The 15,518-nt window shown below is 59.4% G+C and carries 15 protein-coding genes; 8 read left to right on the plus strand and 7 right to left on the minus strand.

Translation table 11 applies throughout. From position 1 onward, the window contains the following. The first annotated feature begins 56 nt into the window (after positions 1-56). The 7 genes from ACR0AG_RS04255 (at position 57) to upp (ending at position 6,444) form a co-directional block, all read left to right on the plus strand. Positions 57-782, plus strand: a complete 726-nt coding sequence (locus ACR0AG_RS04255) for a hypothetical protein (protein WP_480836702.1) — start codon at positions 57-59, stop codon at positions 780-782. Then, complete coding sequence (locus ACR0AG_RS04260) at positions 724-1,833, plus strand: cupin domain-containing protein (RefSeq protein ID WP_480836704.1); 1,110 nt, start codon at positions 724-726, stop codon at positions 1,831-1,833. Before ACR0AG_RS04255 ends, ACR0AG_RS04260 begins: the two co-directional genes overlap by 59 nt. Positions 1,834-1,919: 86 nt before the next feature. Further along, positions 1,920-2,312, plus strand: coding sequence for a cytidine deaminase (locus ACR0AG_RS04265; protein WP_480836705.1), 393 nt, complete (start codon positions 1,920-1,922; stop codon positions 2,310-2,312). Positions 2,313-2,316: 4 nt separating this feature from the next. Continuing rightward, positions 2,317-3,624, plus strand: coding sequence for a thymidine phosphorylase (locus ACR0AG_RS04270; protein ID WP_480836707.1), 1,308 nt, complete (start codon positions 2,317-2,319; stop codon positions 3,622-3,624). Next, the gene (locus ACR0AG_RS04275) at positions 3,621-4,832 is read left to right on the plus strand and encodes a phosphopentomutase (RefSeq protein WP_480836709.1); all 1,212 of its coding nucleotides are present in this window, start codon (positions 3,621-3,623) and stop codon (positions 4,830-4,832) included. The genes ACR0AG_RS04270 and ACR0AG_RS04275 overlap by 4 nt, the downstream gene beginning before the upstream one ends. Beyond that, a complete protein-coding gene (locus tag ACR0AG_RS04280; RefSeq protein WP_480836711.1) occupies positions 4,829-5,815 on the plus strand; it encodes an adenosine deaminase in 987 nt (328 codons plus the stop codon). Before ACR0AG_RS04275 ends, ACR0AG_RS04280 begins: the two co-directional genes overlap by 4 nt. Beyond that, positions 5,812-6,444, plus strand: a complete 633-nt coding sequence (gene upp, locus ACR0AG_RS04285; protein ID WP_480836713.1) for a uracil phosphoribosyltransferase — start codon at positions 5,812-5,814, stop codon at positions 6,442-6,444. The genes ACR0AG_RS04280 and upp overlap by 4 nt, the downstream gene beginning before the upstream one ends. Before the next feature lie 4 nt (positions 6,445-6,448). Here the strand turns inward: upp and ACR0AG_RS04290 are convergent, their stop codons facing one another. Then, positions 6,449-7,462: a hypothetical protein gene (locus tag ACR0AG_RS04290; RefSeq protein WP_480836715.1), complete on the minus strand. Its 1,014-nt coding sequence runs from the start codon at positions 7,460-7,462 to the stop codon at positions 6,449-6,451. Positions 7,463-7,804: 342 nt separating this feature from the next. On the opposite strand from ACR0AG_RS04290, the gene ACR0AG_RS04295 reads away from it, so the two are divergent. After that, complete coding sequence (locus ACR0AG_RS04295) at positions 7,805-8,575, plus strand: Hint domain-containing protein (RefSeq protein WP_480836717.1); 771 nt, start codon at positions 7,805-7,807, stop codon at positions 8,573-8,575. A gap of 57 nt (positions 8,576-8,632) precedes the next feature. Here ACR0AG_RS04295 and ACR0AG_RS04300 read toward each other — a convergent pair whose 3' ends face one another. The 6 genes from ACR0AG_RS04300 to ACR0AG_RS04325 form a co-directional block, all read right to left on the minus strand. Next, entirely contained in the window at positions 8,633-10,834 is a 2,202-nt protein-coding gene (locus ACR0AG_RS04300; protein WP_480836719.1) for a 3-hydroxyacyl-CoA dehydrogenase NAD-binding domain-containing protein, read from the minus strand. Next, the gene (locus ACR0AG_RS04305) at positions 10,827-11,315 is read right to left on the minus strand and encodes a cupin domain-containing protein (RefSeq protein WP_480836721.1); all 489 of its coding nucleotides are present in this window, start codon (positions 11,313-11,315) and stop codon (positions 10,827-10,829) included. Before ACR0AG_RS04305 ends, ACR0AG_RS04300 begins: the two co-directional genes overlap by 8 nt. Beyond that, positions 11,315-12,526, minus strand: a complete 1,212-nt coding sequence (locus ACR0AG_RS04310) for an acetyl-CoA C-acetyltransferase (protein ID WP_480836722.1) — start codon at positions 12,524-12,526, stop codon at positions 11,315-11,317. The genes ACR0AG_RS04305 and ACR0AG_RS04310 overlap by 1 nt, the downstream gene beginning before the upstream one ends. A gap of 12 nt (positions 12,527-12,538) precedes the next feature. After that, entirely contained in the window at positions 12,539-13,177 is a 639-nt protein-coding gene (locus ACR0AG_RS04315; RefSeq protein ID WP_480836724.1) for a glutathione S-transferase family protein, read from the minus strand. 277 nt (positions 13,178-13,454) lie between these two features. Continuing rightward, positions 13,455-13,667, minus strand: coding sequence for a hypothetical protein (locus ACR0AG_RS04320; protein WP_480836726.1), 213 nt, complete (start codon positions 13,665-13,667; stop codon positions 13,455-13,457). A 57-nt stretch (positions 13,668-13,724) separates the two neighbouring features. Then, complete coding sequence (locus tag ACR0AG_RS04325) at positions 13,725-15,506, minus strand: acyl-CoA dehydrogenase C-terminal domain-containing protein (protein WP_480836728.1); 1,782 nt, start codon at positions 15,504-15,506, stop codon at positions 13,725-13,727. Positions 15,507-15,518 lie beyond the last annotated feature (12 nt).

Genomic DNA, 15,518 nt, shown 5'->3' on the forward strand with positions numbered 1-15,518 from the left:
TAGGTTCATATTTTTTTTACATTACCGGCCTTACAGCGGGCAGAAAAAAGACAGGCATGGCATTCAACACCGAAACCAAAGCAGAGCGTTGGGATCTGCCTGTACGATTTGGGCCCGCAACCCGCGTTGCGGCAACGCATTGTGTCTTGCTGGCAACGTTGCTTTTCTGCGCCGCCGGAGTTTTATGGCCATCCTGGGCAATCTCGCACGTCGATGAGGGCGGATTTGTCGAGGTGACCTCGGCCGTGATGCTGTTTTTGGCGGCGCTTGCGGCGTTGCTCACGCTTAGGGGCCTGCCGCGGATTTATATCGCGCTGGGCTGTTTTCTTTTGGCGGAGAGAGAGATCGATACGGGGATCTTTGCCGCAGATAACCCGCTGGTGGCGGTTTTTGATAGCCTGGACAGCATGCTTGAACCAACATGGGTTCGGCTTCTGCTGGGCGGAATACTGATATTCGGGACTGTCTGGCACGGAATCCCCACGCTTTGGAAAGCGTGGAAAGCCCGCGCGCCATTTCTTTCGGTATTTGCCCTGGCGGTACTGGCCGTCGTCGTGGCGCAATTCGTGGATGAGATCGCAAGGCCCAAGCATACAGATTTTTCAAAAGTGACGTTGATGCGGCTTTACGTGGTGGAAGAAACGCTTGAGATGTTGTTTTCGATTGGCATTTTCGCTTCGGTTCTGATCGGATGGCGCAAATCCAGTTTGCAAGAGAGACTGCATGACACGTCCTTCGCCTTCAAATCAGACGATAGCCGAGTTCCGCTTACCAACAAATGAGCTAAGGGACGACATCCCGTTTTACACCAAGGTCTTGGGGATGCGGATGGATATGATCTATCCCGCAGACGATCCACGGACCGCCGTATTTTCGGGGCACGGGCTCCGGCTGCGTATCGAAAAGGACGCGCCCGAGAAGGCAGGAACGCTGCGCATTCTGACCGAAGATCCCGATGGGTTTGCCGAAGGTCAGCGTGTATTGGTTGCCCCAAATGGAACGCGGATCGAAATTGAGGATCGTGATCCGCCGTTGGTGATGCCCGAGACAGTCCATTCCTTTGTGGTCCGGCGCCTCAAGGATCAGGCGCCCTGGATTATCGGGCGGGCCGGAATGCATTACCGCGATCTTGTGCCTGACAGGCTGGGCGGGTCGATCATTGCCAGCCACATCCGCATCCCCGATGGCGGGCCGGTGCCGGACATGGTGCATTTTCACAAAGTCGGCTTTCAACTGATCTTTTGCATCCATGGCTGGGTCGACGTTGTGTACGAGGATCAGGGCGAGAAAATGCGCCTGACGGCCGGTGATTGCTTTATCCAACCGCCCGAAATCCGTCACCGCGTGCTTGAAGCATCGGACAATGTTCAGGTCATTGAAATCGGCGTGCCCGCTGAACATGTCACCGAAATCGACCACGAGATGACATTGCCGACGCCGCATCTGCGGCCGGATCGCGAATGGCAGGGTCAGCGGTTTGTGTACAACAAAGCCAGCGAGGCCAGTTGGGTGCCGTTCCGTATTCCGGGCTATGTCTGCCGCGACACGACGATTGCCGAAAACACCAAAGGTGTTGCCGGCGTTCAGGTGGTGCGCAGGGGGCAGGGCGATCCGGTCTGGTCCAGCCATGACACCGATATCCACTTTACATTCGTCATGAATGGCACAGTGACGCTGGAGGGCGAAGGGAGAGAGCCCTATCGCCTTGAACAGGGGGACGCGTTTGTGATCCCGCCGGGGATGCGCACCTGCCTGTCTGATCCGTCCGATGATATTGAACTGCTTGAGGTCACATTGCCTGGCACGTTCAGCACCACCCTGGATACGGAATGAGGGCTGCCGGGGGCTTTAAGTCGCCACGGTTTTCAGTATAAATTGCGCAATTCTGACCGATTGATCAAAAAAACAGGGGATTCGACATGTCGCTGAAAGACGCTGCACTGAAAGTTCGTGAAAACGCGCACGCCCCATATTCGAATTTCAAGGTCGGCGCGGCGATCCGGTCCGCCAATGGTACCGTCTTTTCAGGGTGTAATGTCGAAAACGTCGCCTACCCCGAGGGCACCTGTGCCGAAGCGGGCGCAATCGCTGCGATGGTCGCCGCAGGTGAAAAGACCCTGACCGAGGTCTATGTCGTTGCCAGCAGCCCGCAACCTGTTCCCCCTTGCGGCGGTTGCCGCCAGAAACTGGCCGAGTTCGGTAAGGGCGATGTTGTGGTCACTTTGGCAACGGTCGACGGAACCGAGCTGCGCACTACTATTGCCGATCTTTTGCCGGGTGCGTTTGATGCCTCGCACATGAAGGACGCGTGACCTGATGGATGCACGCTCGATCATCGCCAAACTGCGCCGCAAAGAGGTTCCGACACATGCTGAGCTGGCCTGGTTCGCCCAGGGCCTGGCCGATGGCAGCGTCAGCGACGCGCAGGCCGGTGCCTTTGCCATGGCCGTATGTATGGTCGGTCTGGGGGCTGAGGGACGCGCGGCCCTGACATTGGCTAAACGCGACAGCGGCGATGTCCTGCATTGGGATCTGGACGGGCCGGTGGTCGACAAACACTCAACCGGTGGCGTGGGCGATTGCGTCAGCCTTGTGCTGGCGCCTGCGCTGGCTGAATGCGGGGCTTATGTGCCGATGATCTCGGGGCGTGGCTTGGGTCATACCGGCGGCACGCTGGACAAGCTTGAGGCGATCCCCGGCGTCAGTACGCAGATCGGACAAGATCGGCTGGTCCAGATCATGCAGGATGTTGGTGCCGCCATTGTAGGGGCCACAGCGCAGATCGCACCGGCGGACAAGCGGCTTTATGCAATACGCGATGTGACCTCGACCGTTGAAAGCCTGGACCTGATCACCGCGTCGATCCTGTCCAAGAAACTGGCAGCCAGTCCCGATGCGCTGGTTCTGGACGTCAAGGTCGGCAGTGGCGCGTTCATGAAAACACTGGATGAGGCACGACAACTGGCGGTCGCCCTGTCAGAGACCGCAAATACCGCCGGGTGCAAGACCTCGGCCGTTATCACCGATATGGACCAGCCCTTGGCGGCGTCTTTGGGCAATGCCTTGGAGATTGCCGAGGTGATGAAGACCCTGACGGGCGATTATGACACGCCTCTGGCTGAAATCTCGACAGAGCTGGGCGGGGTTTTGCTGGTCGATGCCGGGTTGGCGGACACGGTGGAAGAGGGGCGGCAGCTTGTCGATGCTGCCCTGCGCGACGGACGCGCCGCCGAGCGGTTTGGCCGCATGATGGCCGCTGTGGGCGGGCCTGTTCAGCTGGTCGACAACTGGGCGCGTTTTCTGCCCGAAGCCAATGTCATTCAAGAGGTCTCGTCACCCGAAACCGGCTATGTGACTGCAATCGACGGTGAGGCGCTGGGCCTTGCCGTGGTCGCGCTGGGCGGCGGTCGACAGGTGGAAAGCGATGTGATCGATCCGTCGGTGGGCCTGTCCGATCTGGTGCGTTTGGGGGCAGAAGTCACCAAGGGTCAGCCTTTGACGGTGATCCATGCCTCTCGCGAGGATACGGCCCATCGCGTCACGGAAACCGTTTTGAACGCGATCACCATTGGCGCAGACCCGGTAGCCGCGCCCGATCTGATCCATGAAAGGATTTCACCGTGAGCCGGGCCTTTCTTGTCGTGATGGACTCGGTCGGGATCGGCGGCGCGCCGGATGCGGATCAGTTCTTCAACGGCGACGTGCCCGACACGGGCGCCAACACCCTTGCCCATATCGCACAGGCTTGCGCCGAGGGCCGGGCCGAGGATGGCCGCACAGGGGCGTTGCGCCTGCCGACGCTTGACCGTTTGGGGCTGGGCGCTGCGGTTCGTTTGGCCTCTGGGCAAGAGACGCCGGGACTAGATGCAGAACCAGTTGGGCTATGGGGCTGTACGCGCGAGCATTCACCGGGCAAGGACACGCCATCAGGGCATTGGGAATTGGCGGGATTGCCGGTGCCGTGGGATTGGCATTATTTCCCCGACACGCAGCCGGCCTTTCCCGCGGATCTGGCCCAGGCTGCTGCCCGTGCCGCGGGTACAGACGGCATTCTCGGGAATTGTCACGCCTCTGGCACCACCATCATTGCCCAGCTAGGGGCCCAGCATATGCGCACCGGTTGGCCCATCTGCTATACCTCTGCCGACAGCGTGTTTCAGATCGCCGCGCATGAGGAAAGCTTTGGCCTGGATCGCTTGTTGGCGATGTGCAAGGCTCTGGCCCCGCAACTGCACGCGATGAAGGTCGGGCGGGTGATCGCACGCCCGTTCATTGGCTCGCCCGAGCAGGGTTTCACGCGCACCACCAACCGTAAGGACTATGCCATTCAGCCACCCGGACCGGTTCTGACCAACTGGGTGCAGGATGCAGGCCGTAAGGTTCATGCCGTGGGCAAGATCGGTGACATCTTTTCGATGCAGGGGATCGACACCGTTTGCAAAGGCTCGGATGCCGAGCTGATGGGCCATCTGTCGGCTCTGGTTGATCAGGCCGAACCCGGCAGTCTGACATTCGCCAATTTTGTCGAGTTTGACAGCCTCTATGGCCACCGGCGCGATATCAGCGGATACGCACGCGCGCTGGAGTGGTTCGACCGGGAAATTGGCGCGATCCTTGGTAAACTCCGCCCGGATGACCTGTTGTTGCTGACCGCAGACCATGGCAATGACCCAAGCTGGACCGGAACAGATCACACGCGGGAACAAGTGCCCGTCCTGATCGCCGGGCAAGGGAAGGGGCAGATTGGGCGCGTGGATTTCGCTGACATCGCGGCCAGCGTTGCACATCACCTCAACGTTCCGGCACACGGGCCGGGAAGGACATTTCTATGAACGTCGCAGACCTGCCAAAGATTGAGCTGCACCTGCACCACGAGGGCGCGGCCCCGCCGGCCTTTATCCGGCAGCTGGCGCATGAGAAAAAGATCGACCTCAGCGGTATCTTCAAGCCCGACGGGTCTTATGATTTCCGCGATTTCGCGCATTTCCTCAGCGTGTATGAGGCCGCTTGCGAGGTGTTGAAATCGCCCGAGGATTTCCGCCGCTTGACCCTGGCCATCCTTGAAGAAAGCGCCGCAAACGGAGTGGTCTACACCGAAACCTTCCTGAGCCCGGATTTCTGCGGAGGTGGCGATCTGCCTGCCTGGCGCGATTACCTGAGCGCGGTTCAGGATGCGGCTGACGAGGCTGAACGGAAATTCGACATCACGATGCGCGGCGTTGTGACATGCGTGCGCCATTTCGGACCCGAACAAGCCAAGCGCAGCGCCTTTTGCGCCGCGGAAACCGCGGGCGACTGGATCACCGGCTTTGGTATGGGCGGCAACGAAGCCATGCACACACAAGGTGATTTCAAATGGGCCTTTGACTGCGCGCGCGAGGCCGGGTTGCGCCTGACCACACATGCGGGTGAATTCGGTGGCCCCGACAGTGTGCGCGATGCCATCCGTCATCTGGACGTCGAACGCATCGGCCATGGCGTGCGCGCTGTTGAGGACCCGGACCTGCTGCACGAGTTGAAAGACCGGGATGTCACGCTTGAAGTTTGCCCGGGCTCGAACGTTGTTCTTGGGCTGTTTCCGGATTTCGGGTCCCATCCGATCCGCGACTTGCGCGATGCCGGCATGAAGGTCACCGTTTCCACCGACGATCCGCCGTTTTTCCATACCACGATGCGGCGTGAATATGAGATGCTGGGTCAAGCCTTCGGCTGGACGGCAGAGGATTTTGCTGCACTGAATGAAACCGCGCTGAACGCGGCTTTCTGTGATGAAGACACCCGCACGCGGGTCAAGAAAAGACTGGAGAGAACATGAGCGAACACCTGACCGTCGTCGATCACCCGCTGGTGCAGCACAAACTGACGCTCATGCGGGACAAGGGGACCTCGACTGCTGTGTTCCGGCAACTGCTGCGCGAGATTACGCTGTTGCTGGCTTATGAGGTCACACGCGAGTTGAAGCTCACCACCCGTCACATCGAAACCCCGATGGAGGAGATGGACGCGCCCATTCTTGCGGGCAAAAAACTGGCGCTGGTTTCGATCCTGCGCGCGGGCAACGGGATGCTGGACGGTGTGCTGGAACTGATCCCCTCGGCCCGCGTCGGCTTTGTCGGGCTCTATCGCGACGAAGAAACGCTCAAGCCGGTGCAATATTACTTCAAGGCTCCCGAAGGGTTGAAAGATCGTCTGGTCATTGCGGTTGATCCGATGCTGGCCACCGGCAACAGCTCGGCCGCGGCGATTGACCTGCTGAAAGAGGCGGGGGCCACCGATATCCGGTTCTTGTGCCTTCTGGCCGCGCCCGAAGGCGTCGCCCGCATGAAAGAGGCGCATCCGGATGTGAAGATCGTGACCGCGTCGCTGGATCGAGAGCTGAACTCGAAAGGTTACATCATGCCGGGGCTCGGCGATGCTGGGGACAGGATGTTCGGCACCAAGTAACGGGTCATTCGCCACAAATATTCTGCAGCCGGACCCAGTCGTGGTCCGGCAAGACCTGTTCCAGCGTTCGCCCGGCCATGGGATCGGCCTCGATCAGTCCCAGGGTGCTTTCCCCTGTCACATCCACCGCATACGCATAAGGGGTTGAGGGCAGGGCGGCCTGCGCAAAACTGGACAAAAGCTGTTCGTCGGTCAGGCCAGAGCGCGGGTCCGAAAGAACCTGCTCGGTATAGGTGTCCACAATGGATTCGGTCAGTTGCCCGGTGGTCAGCAACCGAAAGGCAGCCGACGGGCCGGTACGATCCAGCAGATCGTCCAACGGGTCCTGATTTTCGGCGCGCGCACGGGCGGCAATGACATAGCCTGCGGCAATGGCCGGATCCTCGTGATCTTCGACCATGGACCGGCTCAGCAAAACCGTTCCGCCGGGCAGGCTGAGGCTGTCGGACAGCCCCGCAGGCAGGATCACCACTTGCCGTACCCCGGTGCGCCGTGCCAACCGATCCAGCGAAGCCTGTGCATCCGGGGACGCGCAGGCCTTGCCCGAGACCCTCTCGATCCGTTGCAGGATCGTGGCACCGATCTCTTGCCGCTTCACCTCGGGCACCACTGACACGACATGATTTTGCAGCGCACGAGGCAGCCACAGCATGAGCACCGCAATCACGGCCAGCGCCACCCCGGCCACACTGAGCCACCGCAAACGGCCCGGGTGCGGCCGCGACCAGTCGATCGCGCGCTGCAACCGATCGATCGCTTCGATCATCGTTTCTTCGGTTTGCGCCAGCTCAAGGGTTTCATCCGGGTCGCCATCCGGGTTGAAGATCGCCGGATAAGCCCCTGGGTTTTGACGCACCAAAGCCGCGAGTGACCAATGGGTCAGGGCCCGGTCGTTGAAATCGGAAACGGTCAGCGTCGCTTCACCAATCGAGACAACAACTTCGCGCCGTTGCTCGTCAGGGGAAGCGCGCCACAAACCGGTCGCTTCGATCCGCTGATACTGTTTGAGTGCGGTCATCAGGTAATGCTGCTCGGAACAATTTTTCTTTACCTTAGCACGCGGAAATCCGCTGGCGCAAACCCGTTACCGGATGCAATCACGTTGAAAAGCCTGCCGGTTTCCCGCCGTTCCCAAGGTCGAAAGAGATTCGAGGAAGATATGTGGAAAAAGTGGTCAAAAGTTTCTGATTCGGGGAAAGATACGGTTTAAAGCAGTCAATTGTTCACAACTTATGGCTGAAAATGCGTAATATTGGCCCGATTTGGGCCCAAATGTGTCAAAAGTAAGCCGCGGTGCCAAATTTCTGATAGGACTGATCTATCGGTTTTAGTGAGTTGTGCCCAAAGGGGGAACTGGCACGTGTTGCAGGTAGTTAGTTTTTCAGAAACGTCTGATCTTGACGAAGATATCAAACCAAATTTTGGACTGACCGCGGTAACGTCCCGGCGTGGCGGGTTTGTGCATGGCACAAAGATCGCGACCGACCGTGGCTGGACCCGGGTGGAACGTCTGCGCCTTGGCGACAGCGTCCGGACCCTGGATAACGGGTTCCGCAAGGTGCGCCGGATTTCCACGGATCTGGTCAGCATTCCCAAAGGCGAAACCCGCGTCGACAATCTGCCCGTGCAGGTTCCGGCGCAAGCGGCCTATAATGGCCGTCCTGTATGGCTGATGCCGGAACAGGGGATGGCGCTGGATCACAACAAGATCGACAAAAACTCGGACGGTGTTTCTGTTCTGCCGGCCCGGATGCTCAGCGGCACGTGCCGCTTGCGCTCGCGTTCTCCGGGCTCTTCGTTCGAGGTCAGCAGTCTGTTTTTTGACGAAGACGAAGTGATTTTCATCGAAGGTGGTTTTCAGGCCTATTGCTCGGCCGGTCGTTTCAATACGCCGGTCGGAGGTCGCAAGACATACGAGATCCTGAACGACGATACCGCTTCGGGCTGGATCGATATCATTTCGCGAAAGGCGGATATTTCCGCATTCGCAGATTCATTGGGCGCTCTGCCGGCGCCCATTCCGCAGGAACCGATCTTTCCGATCCGACCGCCCAAATCTTCGCGGCGTCCGGGTCGTCCGGGTCGCCCCGGCCTTCCGGCCTTGTTTCTGCGGCCAGAATGGCAGACCTAAACAAGCACTGAGCGAAAGTCGCTGGCGTTTGGGGGCAAACGCCAGCGACGCCTGTTGTCAGGCCGCCTGGGCCTTGGGGCTGAAGCGGCCATAAAAGCTCTGACCTTTTTCAGCCATCTCACGCAGCAAAGGCGGGCATGTGAACCGTTCGCCATATTGCGCGGTCAGTTGATCGCACCGTTCCGCCGCGTAGGGCGTGCCGATGATGTCCAGCCAGGACAGCGGGCCACCGGACCACGGCGCAAAGCCCCAACCCAGAATGGCGCCCACATCGCCTTCGCGGATATCTTCCAGAACACCTTCCTCCAGCGCGCGTACCGCTTCCAGAACCTGCGAGAACATCAGGCGTTCCTGCACTTCGATCAGGTCAGGCTGATCTTCGGCATGAGGGTATTTGTCGGCCAGACCTTTCCAGTATTCGACACGCTTGCCCTTGTCGTCATAGTCAAAGAAGCCCGCATTGGCCTTGCGGCCCAAACGGCCTTCGCTCTCCATCCAGAAGATCAGATCATCGGCGGGGCTTGCAGGATAGGCATTGCCCATCGCGGCCTTGGTCGCCCGCGCGATCTTGGCCCCCAGATCAATCGAGGTTTCGTCATTCAACTGGATCGGCCCGACAGGGAAGCCCAACTGACGCGCGGCATTGTCGATCAGCATGGGGCTGACGCCCTCGGTAATCATCCGCAGACCTTCGTTGATATAGGGGATGATGCAGCGGTTGGCATAGAAGAACCGCGCGTCGTTAACCACAATCGGCGTCTTGCGGATCTGGCGCACATAGTCCAGCGCCTTGGCCACCGCACGATCTCCGGTTTCCTTGCCCTTGATGATCTCGACCAGGAACATCTTCTCAACGGGTGAGAAGAAGTGGATACCGATGAACTGCTCGGGCCGCACGCTGGCCTTGGCCAGATCGGTGATCGGCAGGGTCGAGGTGTTCGAGGCAAAGATGCAATCCTCTGGGATGATTGCCTCGACCTTTTTGGTCATCTCGGCCTTGACGCCGGGGTCTTCGAACACCGCCTCGATGATCAGATCGCAGCCTTTCAGATGCTCCAGATCCGGGGTGGCGGTGATCTGCGCCAACAGGGCCTCTTTCTTCTCAGCCGTGGCTTTGCCGCGCTTGATGCCCTTGTCCATGTAGGTCTCGGAATAGGCCTTGCCCTTGTCGGCGGCGGCCTGATCACGGTCGATCAGAACAACCTCCATCCCGGCCTGCGCCGAGACCAGAGCGATCCCGGCCCCCATCATGCCCGCGCCCAGAACGCCGATCTTTTTGACCCGCTGATCGGGCACATCCTTGGGCCGCACCGCGCCTTTTTCCAGCGCTTCCTTGTTCAGGAACAGCGAGCGGATCATCGCAGACGAGGACGGATTCATCAGCACATTGGTGAACCACCGCGCCTCGATCCGCAGGGCGGTGTCGAAATCGACCAGCGCGCCTTCGTAGATCGCGCTCAGCAGAGCCTTGGCGGCCGGGAATGCCCCTTGGGTCTTGCCGGTCACCATGGCGCTGGCGCCCACAAAGGTCATGAAACCAGCCGGATGATACGGCGCACCGCCGGGCATTTTGTAGCCCTTCGCATCCCATGGTTTGACGAGATCGGCGTCGGTGGCGTTCAGAACCCACTCTTTCGCCGCCGCGACCGGATCATCCGCCAAAGCGTCGACCAACTGCGCGCCCTTGGCCTTTTTCGGGTCCATCATCTTGCCTTCCAGCAGGACAGGGGCCGCCGCCATCGCACCCACCATTCGGCTGTAGCGCATGGTGCCGCCACCGCCGGGGAAGATGCCGACCATGATCTCCGGCAGCCCGATCTTGGATTTCGGGTTGGGGGTCATGACGCGGTGATGGCAGGCCAGTGCGATCTCGGTCCCGATGCCCGCGCAGGTGCCGTTGATGGCGCAGGCCACAGGCTTGCCGTCTTTCTTGGTCTTGGGGTCCATCCCTGCCAGTTCCAGCTTGCGCAGAATGTGGTGGCCGTTCATCACAAAATCGAACAGAGCCTGCGCCGGTTCATCCCCCGCTTCCTGACGGATCGTCGCCAGCGTGTTCAGATCCATGCCACCGGCAAACGAGCCTTCCTTGCCGCTTGCGATGACGATGCCTTTGACCTCATCATCCTCCAGCGCCTGATCAATCAGGGTGCTGACCAGTTCAAAGGCTTCGCGGGTCAGGACGTTCATGGATTTGCCCTGCGCGTCCCAGGTGATTACGGCGACGCCGTCTGCGTCCTTGGTCAGAGTGAAATCAGTCATTGTCCTCTCCAATCTGGTCAGCCGTCAGCGGGCTGCCATCCTTGCGGGTAAAGGCGAAACCATCGGCATCGAACTTCACCATCATGTCTAAATCGCTGTAATAGCCGGTCTCGGTCGGTGTCCGCGTGCCCACCACAAGGAACGTCGCGGGCGCATCGGTCTTGTTCACAAGGTGATGGCCATTGGCCTCACCCGCAGGCCAGGCGGCACAATCGCCGGGCAGCATCCGGTGCTCGCCATCGTCGTCGATCAGCGTGCATTCGCCGCTGAGCATGATCGCGAACTCGTCCTGCTCCATGTGATAATGCCGCAGTGAGGACAGGCCGTTGGGCTCCAACCGCACGATGTTGACCCCAAATTGGGTAAGGCCGTTGGCGTCACCCAAGGGTTGCACGTAACGGTCATCGCCAGCGCGCGCCAGTTTGCCGGGATAGCCGGACCCGTTGCGAAACGGGATTTTGGACAGATCAATCTTGGGCATCAGACACGCTCGATAATCGTTGCAGCACCCATGCCAGATGCAATGCAGAGCGTGGCCAGACCGATTTCCTTGTCCTGACGCTCCAGCTCATCCAGCAGGGTGCCGATGATCATCGCGCCGGTTGCACCCAGTGGGTGGCCCATGGCAATCGAACCGCCATTCACGTTGACCAGCGCCGGGTCGACATCAAACGCCTGCTGGAACCGCAGCACGACTGAGGCGAAGGCTTCGTTCACCTCAAACAGGTCCAGATCGCTGATCTTCATACCGTTGTCGGCGAGGATCTTCTCGGTCACTGGAACAGGGCCGGTCAGCATGATCGTGGGATCGGTGCCGATCTTGGCGGTCGCCTTGATGCGCGCGCGGGGTTTCAGACCGTATTTCTCGCCGAACTCTTTGTTGCCGATCAGCACAGCCGCAGCCCCATCCACGATGCCCGAGCTGTTGCCCGCGTGGTGGATATGGTTGATCCGCTCCAGATGCGGGTATTTCAGCATTGCAACCTTGTCGAAACCCGGCATCTGCTCGCCCATCATCGCGAAAGACGGGTTCAGCGCGCCGAGGCTCTGCATGTCGGTGCCGGGGCGCATGTATTCGTCCCGATCCAGAATGGTCAGACCGTTCTGATCCTTGATCGAGATCACCGACTTTTCGAACCGGTTGTCTTCCCAAGCCGCCGCCGCGCGTTTTTGCGATTCAACGGCCAGCGCATCCGCATCATCGCGGCTGAACCCATATTCCGTCGCGATGATATCGGCCGAGATACCCTGCGGCACAAAATAGGTCTCCATCGCCAACGTCGGGTCAACCGCAATCGCTGCCCCATCGCTGCCCATGGCCACGCGGCCCATCATCTCGACACCACCCGCGATATAGGCTTCGCCTGCGCCGCCTTTGACCTGATTGGCCGCAAGGTTCACGGCTTCCATTCCGCTTGCGCAAAAGCGGTTGATCGCCAGACCGGGGATCGACTGATCAAGGTCGGATGCCAACACGGCCGAGCGCGCCAGACAGCCGCCTTGCTCCATCACCTGCGTGACGTTGCCCCAGATCACGTCCTCAACGGCGTGACCTTCCAGATTGTTACGCTCTTTCATCGCGTTCAGGGTCAGGGCGGACAGGCGCACCGAGGTCACCTCGTGCAGGCTGCCATCCTTGCGACCCTTGCCGCGCGGGGTGCGCAGGGCGTCATAGATATAGGCTTCGGTCATAGGGTCTTCTCCTTAACTTCGATCCGACGGATTGCCGGGCATCAGGTCATAGGGCGGTTTCCAACCGGGCTGCTCGCTAAGGCGCGTCAGCCAGGTATCGATATGGGGCCAATCGGCCCGATCAAAACCGAAGGGTTCTGGGTAATACAAATAGCCGCTGCAGCTGAGGTCGGCATTTGTCACGCCATCCCCAACAATCCAGTCGCGGCCTTCAAGATGAGCGTTGAGAACCTGATAGGCGGCTTTCAAACGGCCTTGGTTGAACGCAATCACATCCGCATTGCGATGTTCTTCGGGAAGGAAGTTGCACAGAAAACGCGTCATGCCGGCGTTTGAACTCAGCTTGTGATTGTCCCACAGCACCCAGCGAAAAATGTCATAGTTTTCATCCCGATCCTTGCCACCGAACTTTCCCGATTTCTCGGTCACATAAGCCTGAATGGCGCCCGATTGGCTGGTGCGGAATTCTCCGTCGATCAGCACGGGCGCTTCGCCCATTTCATTGACTTCGGCGCGGTATTCGGGCGTGCGGGTCTGACCGTTGAAGAAATCGACAAAAACCGGTTCCCAGTTCAGCCCGGACATCTCCAGTGCCAGCGCGGCTTTGTAGCTGTTCCCGCTTTCTCCGAAACAATGAAGTTTGATGGTCATGTCTTCGCCCCTCCCAAGGCGCGTGTGGTTAAGTCGGAATTGAGTATTTATTAAAAGATGAAGTTGCTTTCGTAATGTTCAATTAACGATCTTCTGTCTTCTTGGTTCTACGGTACAGGCTGGAGAGCCGATGGCCGCAAAAGGTGAAGTCGTCCCTGTCCTGATGGCGAGTGCGCCCGGTGGCAGGGACGCGTCGTCTCTTCATCTTTTCAAAAATACTCCCGCCGGAGGCATCCGTACTTAAAGCTTGTAGTGGCGGTTGTTCTGCATTCAGTGCTCACCGTTTGCGGGCCTCAAGTTCCGAATTGAAGAGGCGCAATCGGCTGGCCAGGTTCTCCTCATTGATAATGCTGTTGAAGTTCTCGAACAGAAACGACAGGGCTTCGCCTTCGTCCAAACCGGCCTCTCGGGCAAACGATCGCAGCTTCCGATAGCCATCTTCGGTCATGGCGGCAGGGAAGCGGCGGGTCAGGCGAAAGCGTTTTGGCATTCTTGCTCCTTTTCGAAAGTGCGGGCCCGGATGGCGTTATCCGAGCCCAACACTTGCTTAGAAATTGGCAGCGTCCAAGGCCATAACCGTGTCTGCGCCGGATTGGATGCGTGCCAGATGCATGGCCGTCGCAGGCAGCCGGCGGGCCATGTAATAGCGCCCTGTGTTGATCTTGGTCTCATAGAACTCTGTATCCGAGGCACCGCCGTCAAGCGCGTCCTGAGCGGCTTTGGCCATCTGCGCCCACATCAGACCCAGGCACACATGGCCAAACATGTGCATGAAGTCATAAGACCCGGACAGCGCGTTGTTTGGGTTCTTCATACCTTCCTGCATGAAATACATACCAGCGGCCTGCAAGTCTTTGGAGGCGGCTTTCAGCGGTTCGATGAACGAGTTGTCATAGGCTTCGTCCTTGCCGCCATTCTCTTTGCAGAAGGATTTGACCATCTCGAAGAAGGCCATGACGTGCTTGCCGCCATCCTGCGCCAGCTTGCGGCCAACAAGGTCTAGCGCCTGAACGCCGTTGGCCCCTTCGTAGATCATGGCGATGCGGGCGTCGCGGGTGTATTGCGACATGCCCCATTCTTCGATGTAGCCATGGCCGCCATAGACCTGCTGCGCCTGAACGGTCATGTCATAGCCTTCGTCGGTCAAAAAGCCCTTGATCACCGGCGTCAGCAGCGAGATCAGCCCATCCGCATCCTTGTCGCCTGAACGGTGCGCCTTGTCGATCATGGTTGCGCCCCACAGGATGAACGCGCGCGCGCCTTCGGTGAAGCTCTTCTGATCCATCAGGCTGCGGCGAATGTCGGGGTGCACGATCAGCGGATCGGCGGGGCCATCCGGGTTCTTCACACCGGTGACGTCGCGACCTTGCAGACGGTCCTTGGCGTATTCCAAAGCATTCTGATACGCGGCCTCGGCCTGAGACAGGCCTTGCATGCCCACACCCAGGCGCGCTTCGTTCATCATGGTGAACATGGCGCGCATGCCTTTGTGTTCCTCGCCCAGCAGCCAGCCTGTGGCCTCGTCATAGTTCATGACGCAGGTCGAGTTGCCGTGGATGCCCATTTTCTCTTCGATCTTGCCGACCGAAACGCCGTTACGCTCACCCGGTGTACCATCCTCGTTCACAATGAACTTGGGCACGATGAACAGCGACACGCCCTTGATCCCCTCGGGGCCGCCCGGGATTTTGGCCAGCACCAGATGGATGATGTTATTGGCCATGTCGTGATCGCCAGCCGAGATAAAGATCTTTTGGCCGGAAATCTTGTAGCTGCCGTCACCCTGCGGTTCCGCCTTGGTGCGCATCAGGCCCAGATCGGTGCCGCAATGCGGTTCGGTCAGGTTCATAGTACCGGTCCATTCGCAGCTGACCATGTTGGGAAGGTATTTGTTCTTCTGCTCGTCCGAGCCATGCGCCAGAATGGCCGAGGCCGCGCCGTGGGTCAGGCCCTGATACATCACAAATGCCTGGTTCGCGCCCGAGAACATCTCGCCCACCGCAGTGCCCATGACATAGGGCATGTTCTGGCCACCATATTCCTCGGGCATGTCGAGACCCGGCCAACCGCCTTCTTTCATCTGCTCGAACGCGTCCTTGAACCCGGTTGGCGTGTACACGATGCCGTTTTCCAACCGGCAGCCTTCGGTGTCGCCGACAACATTCAGCGGATGCAGCACGTTTGTGGCAACTTTGCCGGCCTCTTCCAGAACCGCGCCGGTAAATTCGGCTTCCAGCTCATCATAGCCGGGAATATCCGACTGCGAGACTTTCAGAACGTCATGCAGGATGAATTGCGTGTCTTTGGTTGGCGCGTTGTAGACGGGCATGTGAAGCTCCCT

This window comes from Ruegeria sp. H6 (assembly GCF_056532975.1).

Excerpts from the sequence above, each read along its gene's own strand:
- ACR0AG_RS04325 (WP_480836728.1), bottom strand. The coding sequence starts at position 15,506 with ATGCCCGTCTACAACGCGCCAACCAAAGACACGCAATTCATCCTGCAT.
- ACR0AG_RS04300 (WP_480836719.1), bottom strand. The coding sequence starts at position 10,834 with ATGACTGATTTCACTCTGACCAAGGACGCAGACGGCGTCGCCGTAATC.
- ACR0AG_RS04310 (WP_480836722.1), bottom strand. The coding sequence starts at position 12,526 with ATGACCGAAGCCTATATCTATGACGCCCTGCGCACCCCGCGCGGCAAG.
- upp (WP_480836713.1), top strand. The coding sequence starts at position 5,812 with ATGAGCGAACACCTGACCGTCGTCGATCACCCGCTGGTGCAGCACAAA.
- ACR0AG_RS04265 (WP_480836705.1), top strand. The coding sequence starts at position 1,920 with ATGTCGCTGAAAGACGCTGCACTGAAAGTTCGTGAAAACGCGCACGCC.
- ACR0AG_RS04280 (WP_480836711.1), top strand. The coding sequence starts at position 4,829 with ATGAACGTCGCAGACCTGCCAAAGATTGAGCTGCACCTGCACCACGAG.
- ACR0AG_RS04260 (WP_480836704.1), top strand. The coding sequence starts at position 724 with ATGACACGTCCTTCGCCTTCAAATCAGACGATAGCCGAGTTCCGCTTA.
- ACR0AG_RS04290 (WP_480836715.1), bottom strand. The coding sequence starts at position 7,462 with ATGACCGCACTCAAACAGTATCAGCGGATCGAAGCGACCGGTTTGTGG.
- ACR0AG_RS04315 (WP_480836724.1), bottom strand. The coding sequence starts at position 13,177 with ATGACCATCAAACTTCATTGTTTCGGAGAAAGCGGGAACAGCTACAAA.
- ACR0AG_RS04270 (WP_480836707.1), top strand. The coding sequence starts at position 2,317 with ATGGATGCACGCTCGATCATCGCCAAACTGCGCCGCAAAGAGGTTCCG.
- ACR0AG_RS04305 (WP_480836721.1), bottom strand. The coding sequence starts at position 11,315 with ATGCCCAAGATTGATCTGTCCAAAATCCCGTTTCGCAACGGGTCCGGC.
- ACR0AG_RS04255 (WP_480836702.1), top strand. The coding sequence starts at position 57 with ATGGCATTCAACACCGAAACCAAAGCAGAGCGTTGGGATCTGCCTGTA.
- ACR0AG_RS04320 (WP_480836726.1), bottom strand. The coding sequence starts at position 13,667 with ATGCCAAAACGCTTTCGCCTGACCCGCCGCTTCCCTGCCGCCATGACC.